Here is a 14,674-nt window from a genome sequence, read left to right as displayed (position 1 = left end):
TCTATTTTTATAGAAAAGGAATTGACGACTATCAATTCCTTTTATTGTTCATTACTCGACTTTGGCATTCTTCACATCAAGTCCACCTGTAGGGTTTACTTGCACACCGCTGACATTTGAACGTACACCATATACAACCTCATCTACCCCTAAGAAAATCCAAGGTGTATCTTGATAAACAATTTCCTGTAACTTTTCATATAATTCAGCTTGGCGATCAACATCTGAAATGGAGTTAGCTTCATCCATTAATTGATCTGCCTCTGTATTATGATAGTAAGCTGTATTTGCACCATTCGGTGGGAATGATACGCTATGGAAAAGAGGCTTTGTCGCATTCGTTATATCCGAAGCATAGGCTGACCAGCTCACATACCACATTTGTAATTTCGCATCCTCTGGTGTTTGTGCACCATAGATTTCGTCTGATAAAGTACCTTCTTCCATTGATTTAATTTCTACTTTTACACCGATTTGACCTAACTGTTGTTGAATAAACTGCATACCCTTCATCGTATCTGAGTTTGTGTTCCCCCAAATTTCAATATCGAAGCCATCAGGATAGCCTGCCTCAGCCAATAATGCTTTTGCCTTTTCAATATTGTGTTCATACATTTTTTGCTGCTTATAATAAACGGTTTTGGAAGAAATAATGGAGTCTAATGGTAAACCTAGCCCAGCATTCACCACTTTTAAATAAGCATCCTTGTCCACCGCATAGTTAAAGGCTTGTCGAACTTTAATATCATCCAAAGGTTTTTTATAGGTATTTAATGAAACGTAGTGTGCAATTGTAGAAGGGACCTTATTTACCTCTACATCTTTACTATTAGAAAGCTCATCAATATTTTGTGCTGGCACTGGATAGATAACCTGTGCATCACCCGCTTTTAGCATCGCTACACGTGAGCCATTTTCTGGCACTGGTTTATAGGTGATTTTAGCAACACGTTCTCCTCCATCCCAGTAGCCGTCAAAGTTCTCAATTGTTAAATGATCTCCTTGTACCCATTCAACAAATTTATATGGTCCTGTACCAACAGGTTTTTTAGGTATATCTGCTGAATTTTCTTTAATCATTTTTGGACTAATCATTTTGGCAACTCCGAATCGAGTAATCATAGGTCCATAAGGTTCTTTTAAAGTAACCTTAATTTCATAGTCGCCTAGAATTTCAACATTGCTGATTAAGCTAAAACCACGAGAATATAAACGTAAGCTTTCATCATTCATGATTCGCTCAATGTTGGCCTTTACAGCCTCAGCATTAAACTGTTCCCCGTCATGGAAAGTAACCCCTTCTTTAAGTTTGAACGTATAGACAAGAGCGTCTTCACTAATTGAATAATCATCTGCTAAAACCTTAATAATTTGACCATCTGCATCGAAGCCTAACAATCCTTCTAGCATTGTCTCCTGTACAGAACTCGAATTTGTATCCCCAGTGTTATGCGGATCCATTGAAATAAAGTTTTCATTTACAGCGATAACAAGTTCATTTTTTGAACTAGCTGTACCTGATTCTGTAGTAGACTTGTCCCCAGTATTTGATGCGTTAGAATTGTCTTTCTCTGAGCATGCCGCTAAAAGCAATGTACATAGAATTACAAAAACCAATTTTTTAACATAATTCATCTCATCTACTCCCTTTGTAAAAATATATAAAAATATTTCTTATAACTTAAATTAAGAAATATAATTACCAAAATGAATTTATTTTCTCCACTGATGAAAATAAATAGGCAAAAAATAAACTATATTTTCTTAAGATTAGACAATTCAATTCAGGAAAGATATTGCTTCCTCAACTATCACAATTGCTTTTAACTCAGAAAGTATAGTTCAAAATACAAGGTATATTTATTCCACTGCTGAAAATAAGTGATTAAAAAAATATTCCCTCTCAGAAAATTGTTTTATTATCAGAAAATTTCATTATTTTTAACAACTATAAACGATGAAATCTAATATTTCCAGTATTTTTTTAATAAATTTCAGAATTTTATATTTATTTTTATTGAGCTATAATAATGCTCCCTACAGCTGATTGTTGCTCCAAAGCCCATTAATAAAAGTTCTAAAAGCCCTTTTGATATGGCTTTTAGAACCTACATGAATAGTTACTATAGCGTATTTATACTATTCACAACCACACTTAGTATGCGGTCAAGATCTTCTTGTGCAATATTAAGTGGTGGCGATAACGTTAAGACGTTATTAAATCCTGCTACAGTAGCTCCATTTTTCCCAATGATGACACCTTGCCCTTTACATGCTGCAATGACTGCATTCACTTTCTCCACAGGTAAAGGTTCTTTCGAGATTTTATCTACAACTAATTCAATCCCAATCAATAAGCCCTTACCTCGTACATCCCCCACATTTGGGTGTTGCTGCAATTCTTGCTGCAATGTTTTTAGTGTTGCTGCACCAACTTCCTTGGAACGGTCAAATAATGCCTCTTGCTCAAGAATCTCAATATTTTTTAATGCGACTGCACATGCCACCGGTGAGCCACCAAATGTATTTACATGGCGGAAATAGCCGTATGCATCTGATCCAGTAAACGCCTCATATATTTCACGCTTTACTGCTGTAGCTGATAATGGTAAATAGGCACTTGTAATTCCTTTAGCCATGGTAATAATATCAGGCTTTACACCATAATTCATAAATCCAAATGGCTTTCCTGTACGACCAAAGCCACAAATAACCTCATCCACAATCATTAAAGCGCCGTGTTTTTTACATACTTCTTCAATACCTTTTAAATAGTTTTCTGGAGGCATAATGACACCACCACCTGTAATAATAGGCTCTAAGATCATCGCTGCAATTGTGTCGCCCAGCTCCCATGTCATCGTTTTGTCTACGGCCTTTACACTCGCTAAATCTAATGGCGCAATAGTATCACTTTCATGCTCACGGTATTGATCAGGTGGTGCAACATGGATAAAGCCAGGTGATAGAGGCTCATATTTATATTTACGCTCCGCCTGCCCTGTTGCCGCTAAAGCCCCAAAGGAGTTCCCATGATAAGCACGGTAGCGAGAGACAATTTTATAGCGCGAGCTTTGTCCTTTTTGCTGGTGGTATTGGCGTGCTATTTTAAAAGCTGTTTCATTCGCCTCTGAACCACTGTTAGAGAAGAAAATAACATAATCTCCACCAAGCATTTCATTAAGTTTTTCGGCTAGTTCGACTGCTGGTAAATGTCCCTGAGATAAAGGTGCATAAGCATTTTTCATCATTTGCTCATGTGCTGCATCCGCTAATTCTTTACGACCATAGCCAACATTGACACACCATAGCCCAGCCATCGCATCAATATATTCCGCACCATCTGTATCTGTGATTTTTGCACCATCAGATTTCTCTACTACATACGTGGCTTGCGGATTATAGGGTTTCATTGAATGCCATACATATTGCTCATCCTTTGCTAATACATCACTTTTAAGATTGATCTGCGTCATCGCCAAACACCCCTCATTATTATTTTCCTTACATTAGTTTTTCACATCGTTATTACTCGGGAACGCAAAGGAGCTTGTTGTATCTTCTGTTTCATCTGGCCAGCGCTCAGAAATCGTTTTTGCCTTTGTAAAGAATCTCGCCTGATCTGGGCCAAACATATGCCCTTCACCGAACTTAGAGCGTTTCCATCCACCAAAGTTGTGATAGCCAACTGGAATTGGTATTGGTACATTTACTCCTACCATGCCCACTTCTATTTCTTCTTGGAATTTACGCGCCGCTGCGCCGCTGCTTGTAAACATTGTGACACCATTGCCAAGCTCATGATCATTTATTAAGTCGATAGCCTCTTGTAGAGAGTCAACCCCCACTACAATACGTGCTGGACCAAAGACCTCCTCTTTGAAGATCGTCATTTCTGGTTTTACATGATTAAGTAGAGTAGGACCAAGATAAAAACCATTTGACGATTCACATACTTTTGGATGTCTTCCATCGATGACAAGATTCGCTCCTTCACTGACCGCCCCATCGATATAACGTATAATCGTTTCCTTTGATTGTTTAGAGATGACAGGACCGAAATCGACGTCTTGCTCTGTATAAGGCCCTACCTTTAGTTGGGATATTTTATTTTTCAATATTTCTGTAAATCGTTGCTCCGTATCCTTCCCTACAACGAGTGCACCAGAAATAGCCATGCAACGCTGAGATGCTGCACCATATGCTGCTCCTAAAAAGGCATTTGCTGTCTGTTCTAAATTGGCATCAGGCATTACAATCATAAAGTTCTTTCCACCACCAAATGCCGCAACACGTTTATTGTGCTTTGTCCCAGTTTGATAGATATATTCAGCAACAGGCGTTGAGCCAACAAATGAAATTGCTTGAATCTCTTTATTTTCTAATAGTTCATCGACTGCCTCTTTATCTCCATTAACCACTGTCCAAATACCGTCTGGTAGACCTGCCTCTTTCCATAATTGGCTCAAATATAATGCTGAAATAGGTACACGTTCAGATGGCTTTAGAATAACTGCATTTCCTACCGCAACAGCCATACTTGTAATAGCCAGTGGTACCATAACAGGGAAATTAAATGGTGCAATGGTTGCTACTACACCAAGAGGCGATTTGGCAGAAAAAGCATTAATATTTCCACCTACATTGACGGAATACTCTCCTTTTAGCATTTGTGGGGCACTGATCGCCATATCCACAGATTCAATACCACGAACAATTTCACCTTTCGCATCTTCCTTAGTTTTTCCACTCTCTTGGCAAATCACATTGATAAGTTCTTCCTGTCTTTCTACTAACAGCTGACGGAAACGATGTAGCACTTCTACCCGCTTCCCAATTGATGTTTTTTTCCATGCTGGAAAGGCTTCCTTAGCTAACTGAATAGCATGCTTTACCTCGGCTCTTGAAGCAAGGGGTACTCTTGCAATAACCTCACCTGTTGACGGATTATATACTTCAGAGAATCTGTTACTTGTACCTGCTACCTCTTCTCCTTTGATAAAATGTGTTAGCGTTTTCATTTCTTGTTGAACTGTCATAATTGACCACTCCTTTTTTCGTCTTATTGTTCAAAATCAAACTTGTCTTTTGTGAAAAGGGAACTTGATTCATCGGCTTGTTTGATCACCTTTTTCTTTTGAGTCAGCATATAGAAAATCATCACAATGGCCACAATAACGCATGTAAATAAAATTTGTGAGCGCATAGACTCTATAAAGAACATCGCAATGAGTAATGCTGTTGTTGCTACTATTGTTAAATATGTTAAATATGGAAATAGCCACATTTTCACCTTTAATAGCTCTGGATTTTCTTGCTCAATCTTCCGTCGCATTCTTAACTGTGAAAAGGCAATGATTAAATAAAGAATCAACGTAATAGCACTACAAGAACTTAATAAAAACATAAATACTTTATCTGGCGACACATAGTTCATAATGACCGCAATATATGAGAAAAATGTTGCGGCAAGTATGGCATTAACAGGTGCACCATTTTTATTTAATTTTAAAAATGCTTTTGGTGCTTCTCCTTTTTCCGCTAAAGAAAATACCATTCTTGATGTAGCATATAGTGCTGAATTTAGGCATGATAATACAGCAGTTAAAACAACAAAATTCATAATTTGTGCGGCTGCAGGAATACCAATATAATCAAGTACCGCTACATAAGGACTTGTTAAAATATCTGAGGAATGCCAAGGCAATAGCGTCACTACAACTGCAATAGAGCCTACATAGAAAATTAAAATACGCCAAGTAATAGAATTGGTAGCTTTTGTGACAGCGGCTAATGGTTCATCCGATTCACCAGCAGCAATCGCAACGATTTCTGTCCCCATAAATGAAAAAATAACGATAACGACACCCATTAGAACAGCGCCAAAACCATTTGGTAAAAAACCACCCTGTTCAACTAAATTGGTCATACCAACAGCATTAAAGTTTGGAGCAATACCAAAGATAATAAAAGCACCAAGACCTAGAAAAACGACTATACTTGCAACCTTAATAAGAGAGAACCAATACTCAAACTCACCAAAAGCTTTGACAGAAAGAACATTTGTTAATGTAAGTGCTACAGTTAATAACAGACTTAAAAGCCATAAAGGAATCCCATCGTACCAATATTGAATAATGGCAGCTGCTGCTGTTGCCTCTAAAGCAATGGCAATCACCCAGAAAAACCAGTACAACCATCCAATCATAAAACCTGCCCACGGACCAATGGCTTCATGTGCATAGTGAGCAAACGATCCACTCGTTGGATTGACTGCCGCCATCTCACCTAGCATACGCATAACTAATACAACGATAATTCCTGCAAATATATACGATAAAATTGCCCCTGGACCAGCTAGGTTAATGACCGAGCCACTCCCCATAAATAGTCCAGCACCGATTACACCGGCAATCGCAATCATCGTCATATGCCGCTTCTTTAATCCTCTTTGTAAATGCGTTTGTTGCCCCATATCTGTCACCTCTTTTAGTAGATTGCTTGATCGCTTACAAAAATCTTACATCTTTCATAACGTTGAAGTAATAGACAAACTGTAAAATTCTATACTTTTGTTTTATACATAATGTAAAATAGACTAAATATTCTTAAAATATTTTTTAAACGATTTTATGAGTAAATTCTCAGCACCAAGCAGAAATTATTGAATTCTAACCACTGACACGCATGTCAAAAGGAGGGGCAAAAATGAGCACATTTCAACTAAAAGTACTAGACGTTTTACAGAATAAATATTTTCAAAATGCAGAGGTAGTTGCAGGTCATGAGGGATTAACAAGGAGCGTTAAATGGGCACATGTACTAGAAATCATACATGTTGATAATTTTTTAGTTGGTGAAGAGTTAGTATTAACTACAGGGCTTAGTCTCCAACATAGTATTGAGGACTTTGTATCCTTTATAGAAGCCATCATTCAAAAAAATTGTGCAGCACTTTGTATTGAATATGGCACCTCTATTCAAGCAGTACCTGAAGCGATTTTAACACTTGCCAACCGCCACCAGTTTCCTATTATTGTTTTTCATGAAGCAGTTCCTTTTGTTCGTATTACACAGGATTTACATAGTCAAATTATCAATCAGCAATATCTATTGATTTCTTCACTAGAAGCTTACTCACAAACATTGAACAAAAATGCAGTATTGGGACAAAACACGGACGATATTTTACAAAATATGTATAATGAATTGAAAATACAAATTATGTTTTCCATTAAGGGAAGAGAACCTGTCTTTTTCCCGAATATGGCTCATAAAAAGCGGCAGCAATTCCTAACATTGAATACATCGTCTCAGCAATTTAAACATGAGCCTATTTTTCTATTTGATCAACATTATGCCGATTTATCAATTTATCGAGAAGATGGGCTTTTCTCCGAATTTGAATTATTAATATTAGATCGCACGGCAACAGCGTTGGCACAGCTTTTTATGCGAGAGTTCTATATTGAGGAAAAAAAGAATATTGAGGATGCTTCGATTTTAGCTGATTGGATTGATCAAAAACTATCTAAGGAGGAAATCTATAAATTTATCGTTACACATTATACTAACTATACACAATCCAGTGGCACTGTCTTTATTTTGGCTTCTCCTAATACCTTGACAAAGGCACAGGAGGATGTAGTCTATAGTAAGCTTTATTATCGTAATCTCTTTGAGCAACATGGCTTTATTCCATTTTTATTTGAAAGAAAAAGCTATGTTATTTTTATTTTACTGCATACAAAAGATAGTAAAGCCATTCGTGATATGTTAAACAACATGTTTTCCTCTTTGGTCAAAACTGAATTTTATAAAAAGCAGCAGGCACAAGGTTATCAGATAGCTATTGGGAAGGTTGTTTGTGATGTGGATGAAATTCCCAAAAGCTATCAAACTGCACTGGAAACCTTATATATTTGTCGAAAAGTACAAACGTCCTCGTTCTTTTATGATGATCTGCATTTATATCATTTAATCTATAAATTACAAATGCAGGTGGATTTACAGGAAGTGATTTACGACTATTTACAGCCCGTTATTGAATACGATGAAAAATATAATAGTAAGCTTCTCGAAACATTGCAAGTGTATTTACAAACAAATGGCTCTAAACAGCAAACAGCGAATCAATTGTTTATTGTTCGTCAAACACTCTATCACCGCTTAAAAAAGCTTGAAAGTTTACTTGGTAAAAATTTTATGAACGGGCATAACCGCATTACACTTGAATTTATGCTACTAGCCAATTCATTAATCGAGGATAAGAGCTAGAAAAAAGTTGGCACGCTTAAAAGGTTAACTCCCCTCCTAAGCGTGCCCTTTATTACCCTTTCACAACTACATCGTGATACAATCCAGGTCTACGATCATCGTAAACAGGAATTCTTCCACGTACTTCATCGACAATAGAAAAGTCTACATCGATCACTGCTACTTCCTCGTCCTCAGCACCTACCCATAATACTTCTCCCCAAGGCTGAATAATCATAGACTGCCCATTAAAATTTTCTACCTTTTTCGAAATACGATTTACTGCAATGACAAAGCATTGATTTTCAATTGCACGAGCCTGTAGCAACGTTTTCCAATGGTCAATCCTTGGAGTTGGCCACTGCGCTGGTACAAATAATACCTTTGCTCCTTGTAATGCATGTGCACGTAACCATTCTGGGAAGCGAATATCATAGCAAATGACACCAGCAGCTTCAATATCATCTAAAGCAAAACGATTCATTTCATCCCCTGCTTCCAAGTAAAGATGCTCGTCCATTAAACGGAAAAGATGTGCCTTGCTATATTCCCCAACAAGTTCTCCATTACGATCAAAGGTATACATCGTATTATAAAATTTATCGCCTTTCTTTGTTGAAACAGAGCCCCCTACAATATGTACATCAAGTTCCTTAGCAAGTTTAGCCAAAAAGGTCTTTGTCCGCTCACCATTGATATCTGCTAGCTCAGGCAGTTTCTCTAAAGCATAGCCTGTATTCCACATTTCAGGTAACACTATGATTTCTGCCCCATTTTTTGCAGCTTCACGAATCTTATCCTCGGCACGTTCAAAATTTTCTTCAACTTTGCCAAAGCCAACATTTAATTGAATACAACCGATTTTCATCTCTATTCCTCCTCTAGACAATTAACAGAAAAAGTAATACTATTTGCTTCATATTCTTCAATAATAATTATTATATTCTGAAAAAGGTGATCATGCATGGAATTCTCTAAAAAACTACAGCAACTACCCACTCAATTTTTTGCAGCACTCGTTCAAAAAGTAAACTCGGCTCTAGAAGAAGGGCGTGATGTCATTAACCTTGGGCAAGGAAATCCCGATCAGCCAACGCCTATTCACATCATTCAAGCATTACAGGAAGCAGCTGAAAATCCTCAAAACCACAAATATTCACCTTTTAGAGGTCTCGCTGAATTACGCCAAGCTGCTGCGGACTTTTATCTACGTGAATATCAGGTAGAACTAAATCCAGATACAGAGGTAGCGATTCTTGGTGGAACAAAAATTGGTCTAGTTGAGCTACCTTTAGCTGTGTTAAACCCTGGTGACACGATGCTCTTACCAGATCCTGGCTATCCAGATTACCTATCAGGTGTTGTACTAGGAGACGTCAATTTTGAAGTAATGCCCCTTTTTGCTGAAAATGATTTCTTACCTGATTATCATGCATTACCTGATGAAGTGAAAGAAAAAGCAAAGCTTCTTTACTTAAATTACCCGAACAACCCTACAGGTGGTACAGCATCACTTGCGTTTTTTGAAGAGACCGTTCGCTTTGCGAAGGAGCACAATATTATCGTATCACATGATTTTGCTTATGGGGCAATAGGATTTGACGGTAATAAACCAGTTAGCTTCCTTCAAGCAAAGGGTGCAAAAGAAGTAGGAGTTGAAATGTATACATTATCGAAAACCTATAATATGGCTGGCTGGCGTATAGGCTTCGCTGTAGGGAATGCCGAGATTATTGCTGCTATTAATCTAATTCAGGATCATCTGTTTTGTAGTCAATTCCCTGCCATTCAACAAGCCGCAGCAGTAGCACTGACGGCTTCCCAACAATGTGCGGATGAACTACGAGCTACTTATGAGCGTCGCCGCAATGTACTCATTGAAGAAGCTCGAAGAATTGGCTGGCATGTTACGGCTCCAAAAGGCTCCTTCTTCGCATGGCTCCCTGTACCACTAGGCTATACAAGTGAACAGTTTGCTGATCTTTTGCTCGAAAAAGCTGATATCGCTGTAGCAGCAGGTAATGGCTTCGGTCAATATGGTGAAGGCTATGTACGCGTAGGATTGCTGGTTAGTGAGGAGCGCTTACGTGAAGCAATCCATAGAATCGAGCAATTACAATTGTTTAAAAGATAATGACGCCATATCCTGTAGCTATCCCTAGCTACAGGATTATTACTATTTTTCAATTTTCCTTGGTTGCCCTAAACCATTTTCTAATGGATAAAATTGAACATGACCTGTTTCATCATCCCATTTTCGAATATGTTGAATCCCTTGTACCTCTGCCAACACGATGTCAGCAGTAATAACAGGGTTGCCCCCTTTTATTAAATGCCCACCTGATACAACACCCCATTGATCGCTCATAGAACCATGGAAATGTGTCTCATATCCACCATCTCGCTTACACACCACACCTGAACCTTGAATAAATTCTAATGGTCCCTCTTTTTCAATCACATCACTAAAACGAACTTGAATTTGAGCTGTTGCATCTGGCACTAAATAAACAAAGCTGCTTTTTTGAAAGCTGCCAATACAGCTTACAATTGTTGCTGACTCTATGCTATTCTCTTCGCAAAGCGCTTCAATCCCTTCAATGATATCTGTTCCCGTTAGAAAACGAGCACTAATAACCTTACCAAATGAACCTATACCATAATTAACTCTTACAGACATTGTTATCCCTCTTTTGCGTCGAAATATTATAATTATATAAAAAATTTAAAAATTATTTATTGACTTACTATACCCTATAAATTATATTAGTTCTATCGGAATTACAAAAAAATATTATAAATCTCTTATCAAGAGTAGCTGAGGGACTGGCCCTATGAAGCTCGGCAACCTCCTTTTTATAGGAAGGTGCTAAATCCTGCAAACGATCTTCGTTTGATAGATAAGAGAGGACATCTTTTCATGAGCCTCTCTTAATTTGTAAGAGAGTTTTTTTATTTTCAAAAAACCGATAAAAACAATCTTGGAGGTATTTTCATGAAAAAGAAAAATAAATTTTTAGTAGGTTTAGCAAGTTTAACATTAGTAGCAGCTTTAGCAGGCTGTGGCTCTAAAGAAGATAGTAAAAGCCAAACTGAAGGAATTGATGAAAAGAAAATCGTTGTAGGCGTCACTTCTGGTCCACACGAACAAATTGCAGAAGTAGCCGCTAAAGTAGCAAAAGAAAATGGGCTAGAAGTAGAACTAAAATCATTTTCTGACTATGTTTTACCTAATACATCCTTAGCTGAAGGTGATCTTGATGCTAACAGCTATCAACACGAGCCTTTCCTAGATACATTTAATAAAGACCATGATACAGATTTAGTACCAGTGGGCAAGACGATTTTAAATCCAATGGGTATCTACTCAGAAAAATATAAATCCTTTGATGACATTCCTGACGGTGCAACGTTTGGCTTACCAAATGACCCAACGAATGGAGCACGTGCCCTCTTTGTTTTACAGGAAGCTGGCTATATTAAGTTAAAAGATGGCGCAGACTTAACAGCCTCGATCCGTGATGTAGAAGAAAACAAAAAGAATTTAAAATTCATTGAATTAGAGGCAGCTCAAATTCCTAAACAACTTAGTGAAGTAGATGTAGCAGCTATTAATACAAACTTTGCATTAGAAGCTGGCATTAATCCTAAAGATGACTCTATTTTATTGGAATCTACTGATTCTCCATACGTGAACTATATTGTTGTGCGTGCTGAAAATGAAAATGATCCAACAATTAAAAAGTTCGTTGAGGCTTATCAATCTGATGAGGTACGTCAATTCATCGAAGAAGAGTTTAAAGGTTCTGTAATCCCTAGCTGGTAAAACATTCAGAAAGCTTCTAAAGCCGAAGAATCTGCCGAAATTCCTCTATAGGAAAACGAGCAGATTCTTGCTTTTTAGAAGGTTGAGAAAGGAGCAAATAATCGCATGATTCAATTACAAAATATCTCAAAAGAATTTAAATCGAAAAAAGGCATCATAAAAGCTGTGGATGGCATCAATCTTCATGTAAAAAAGGGACAAATTCATGGAGTAATCGGCTATAGTGGTGCTGGGAAAAGTACACTCATTCGTTGCGTTAATCTACTAGAACGTCCTACAGCGGGAAAAGTAGTGATAGACAATGTAGACATTACGACCCTTTCTCTTCATGAATTACGTCAAACACGCCAAAAAATCGGGATGATCTTTCAGCACTTCAATCTACTAAAAACAGCAACGGTTTACAATAATATTGCTGTTCCCTTAAAGCTGCTAGGCTATAAAGAGGCGGAAGTAAAAAACCGAGTAGCTAAGTATGCCGAAATTGTCGGCTTAACAGATAAACTAGATAGTTACCCAAATCAACTTTCAGGTGGTCAAAAACAGCGTGTGGCTATTGCACGTGCCTTAGCACAGGAACCAGAGATTTTACTTAGTGACGAAGCAACAAGTGCACTTGATCCTGAAACAACGGAAGCCATTCTTGAATTGTTGTTAAAAATTAATCGGGAATTAGGCATTACGATTCTGCTCATCACCCATGAAATGAATGTAATTCAAAAAATTTGCGATGAGGTTTCTGTTCTAGAGTCAGGGAAAGTTGTGGAATTTGGCACAGCGATTGAACTTTTTGCAAAACCGAAGCACCCTACAACGCGAAAGTTTTTGAATACAATTTCACAACGTAATTTATCCCCTTCTCTTATTGAGCAATTAAATGTTTCAGGAAGTGTAATCCGTTTAACATTTCTTGGTGAAAGTACTGGTAAGCCATTATTAGCAGAAGTCACTAAGATATACGATGTGCAACCAAATATTTTAACAGCTAATATTATTGAATTAAAAAACGGTATTGTCGGCAATATTGTGGTGCATCTACATGGCGAGACGCATATTGTCCAAAAGGCGCTAACGTATTTTTCAGAAAATGGCGTAGCAGTGGAAGAATTAGGAGGTGCGTTCAATGAGTAGTATCCAAAGCTTCTTTACAGATTGGTCAGATGTTATTGGCAAAGCAATTATGGAAACATTTCAAATGGTCGGAATTTCATTGTTGTTCTCCATTCTAATTGGTATTCCATTAGGGCTATTAATCGTTTTAACTCGACCAGGACAATCCTTTGAAAATAAATTTTTCTATCAGTTTTTTAATCTATTCATCAATATTGTTCGCTCTGTTCCATTTATCATTTTATTATTCTTCATCTTACCTTTTACCAAGCTAATTGTTGGTACAACAATTGGTGTTAAAGGTGTAATCGTTCCGTTAGTTGTTTACACGGCTCCTTATATTGCACGACTGATGGAATCTGCCCTTTTAGAAGTGGATTCAGGAGTTGTAGAAGCCTACACAGCCATGGGTATTAAACGTCGCCATATAATTTGGCATGTCCTATTACGTGAAGCTCGACCATCTATTATTTTAGGCTTAACGATTGCCACAATAGGATTAATTGGTGCAACAGCAATGGCAGGAATGGTTGGTGCTGGCGGTTTAGGTGACCTTGCCTATCGCTATGGTCATTTACGTTATGAGGTTGATGTGATGTATGCAACTGTCTTTATCTTAATCATCCTTGTGCAGAGCATTCAATCCATCGGAAACCGCTTCGCTGCGAAGTTGAAAAAAGATTAAGAGGAGAATGAAGATGACAAAGGAAATTTATGTAGAGAAAAATGGCTATATTGCAACGTTAGTATTAAACCGCCCAGAAAAACGAAATTCTTTATCAAGGGCAATGTTTCAAGCTATAGCAGACCACCTTGAGCAACTACGTGTAGATTCTACTATCAAGCTCTTAATTGTTCGCGGTGTCAATGAAGTAGCCTTTTCATCTGGTGCAGATATTAGCGAGTTTTTAGATGTTCGTTATGCTACAGACAATGCCAAAGCCTATAATGAATTGGCTCTAAAGGCGATCGATGCTCTTTATAAATTTCCGCACCCGACAATTGCTATGATTCAGGGCTTAGCAATTGGTGGAGGCTTAGAGTTAGCAAACGCTTGTGATTTTAGAATAGCAACACCTAAGAGTAAGCTAGGTATCACCGCTGCAAACATAGGTATTGTCTATAATTTAGAAAGCACGAAACGTCTCATCAATATTGTTGGTGTCGCTAAGGCAAAGGAAATTTTGTACACAGCTACTATTTTTACAGCTGAAGAAGGAAAAAATATTGGTTTAATCACGGCCCTACACGAACCAGAGGATATTGAAAAGGCCACAGTGCAATTCGCTGAACATTTATTAAGTAAATCATCCATTGCAAACGCAGGCATCAAAAAAATTATCCAAGCAATTGTAGATGGTGAAAATGAAGAAAACGATGAGCTGGCACAGTTAGTTTTGGATTCATTTAGTTCAGACGATTATAACGAAGGTATTCAAGCCTTTTTAAATAAAAGAAAGCCTATTTTCAATCAATAAGTGA

At 37.6% G+C, this 14,674-nt stretch carries 12 protein-coding genes and 1 riboswitch; of the genes, 6 read left to right on the top strand and 6 right to left on the bottom strand.

All coding sequences use genetic code 11. The features are described from left to right. Nucleotides 1-51 precede the first annotated feature (51 nt). The 4 genes from MKZ14_RS02240 to MKZ14_RS02225 all read right to left on the bottom strand — a co-directional run bounded on the left by MKZ14_RS02240 (nt 52) and on the right by MKZ14_RS02225 (nt 6,475). Nucleotides 52-1,635 (bottom strand): glutathione ABC transporter substrate-binding protein, encoded by a 1,584-nt coding sequence (locus MKZ14_RS02240; protein ID WP_333006194.1) that lies wholly within the window; start codon nt 1,633-1,635, stop codon nt 52-54. Nucleotides 1,636-2,123: 488 nt separating this feature from the next. Continuing rightward, complete coding sequence (locus tag MKZ14_RS02235) at nt 2,124-3,476, bottom strand: aspartate aminotransferase family protein (protein ID WP_016993407.1); 1,353 nt, start codon at nt 3,474-3,476, stop codon at nt 2,124-2,126. Nucleotides 3,477-3,509: 33 nt separating this feature from the next. Then, nucleotides 3,510-5,039 (bottom strand): CoA-acylating methylmalonate-semialdehyde dehydrogenase, encoded by a 1,530-nt coding sequence (locus MKZ14_RS02230; protein ID WP_333006195.1) that lies wholly within the window; start codon nt 5,037-5,039, stop codon nt 3,510-3,512. Between the two features lie 23 nt (nt 5,040-5,062). After that, a complete protein-coding gene (locus MKZ14_RS02225; RefSeq protein ID WP_048393384.1) occupies nt 5,063-6,475 on the bottom strand; it encodes an amino acid permease in 1,413 nt (470 codons plus the stop codon). A 233-nt stretch (nt 6,476-6,708) separates the two neighbouring features. Here MKZ14_RS02225 and MKZ14_RS02220 point away from each other — a divergent pair, with 233 nt between their 5' ends. Further along, on the top strand, nt 6,709-8,277 hold the full coding sequence (locus MKZ14_RS02220) for a PucR family transcriptional regulator ligand-binding domain-containing protein (RefSeq protein ID WP_333006196.1): 1,569 nt from the start codon (nt 6,709-6,711) through the stop codon (nt 8,275-8,277). Between the two features lie 52 nt (nt 8,278-8,329). On the opposite strand, the gene MKZ14_RS02215 is transcribed toward MKZ14_RS02220, so the two are convergent. Continuing rightward, nucleotides 8,330-9,124, bottom strand: a complete 795-nt coding sequence (locus MKZ14_RS02215; RefSeq protein ID WP_103117388.1) for a carbon-nitrogen family hydrolase — start codon at nt 9,122-9,124, stop codon at nt 8,330-8,332. Between the two features lie 96 nt (nt 9,125-9,220). Between MKZ14_RS02215 and MKZ14_RS02210 the strand changes: the two genes are divergently transcribed. Beyond that, nucleotides 9,221-10,390 (top strand): pyridoxal phosphate-dependent aminotransferase, encoded by a 1,170-nt coding sequence (locus MKZ14_RS02210; protein WP_333006197.1) that lies wholly within the window; start codon nt 9,221-9,223, stop codon nt 10,388-10,390. A gap of 42 nt (nt 10,391-10,432) precedes the next feature. Here the strand turns inward: MKZ14_RS02210 and MKZ14_RS02205 are convergent, their stop codons facing one another. After that, complete coding sequence (locus MKZ14_RS02205; RefSeq protein WP_112117230.1) at nt 10,433-10,936, bottom strand: PPC domain-containing DNA-binding protein; 504 nt, start codon at nt 10,934-10,936, stop codon at nt 10,433-10,435. Nucleotides 10,937-11,058: 122 nt separating this feature from the next. Continuing rightward, nucleotides 11,059-11,163, top strand: a riboswitch (SAM riboswitch). Between the two features lie 88 nt (nt 11,164-11,251). Here MKZ14_RS02205 and MKZ14_RS02200 point away from each other — a divergent pair. From MKZ14_RS02200 to MKZ14_RS02185, 4 genes are all read left to right on the top strand, one after another. Beyond that, nucleotides 11,252-12,082, top strand: coding sequence for a MetQ/NlpA family ABC transporter substrate-binding protein (locus MKZ14_RS02200; protein ID WP_333006198.1), 831 nt, complete (start codon nt 11,252-11,254; stop codon nt 12,080-12,082). Between the two features lie 105 nt (nt 12,083-12,187). Beyond that, nucleotides 12,188-13,213 (top strand): ATP-binding cassette domain-containing protein, encoded by a 1,026-nt coding sequence (locus MKZ14_RS02195; protein WP_036078150.1) that lies wholly within the window; start codon nt 12,188-12,190, stop codon nt 13,211-13,213. Then, nucleotides 13,206-13,877 (top strand): methionine ABC transporter permease, encoded by a 672-nt coding sequence (locus tag MKZ14_RS02190; RefSeq protein WP_016992227.1) that lies wholly within the window; start codon nt 13,206-13,208, stop codon nt 13,875-13,877. Before MKZ14_RS02195 ends, MKZ14_RS02190 begins: the two co-directional genes overlap by 8 nt. Nucleotides 13,878-13,890: 13 nt before the next feature. Then, complete coding sequence (locus MKZ14_RS02185; RefSeq protein WP_016992226.1) at nt 13,891-14,670, top strand: enoyl-CoA hydratase-related protein; 780 nt, start codon at nt 13,891-13,893, stop codon at nt 14,668-14,670. Nucleotides 14,671-14,674: the final 4 nt, after the last annotated feature.

The organism is Lysinibacillus sp. FSL P2-0066 (assembly GCF_037969495.1).
GTDB lineage: Bacteria > Bacillota > Bacilli > Bacillales_A > Planococcaceae > Lysinibacillus > Lysinibacillus boronitolerans.
This window is presented reverse-complemented; position numbering and strand designations above follow the sequence as displayed.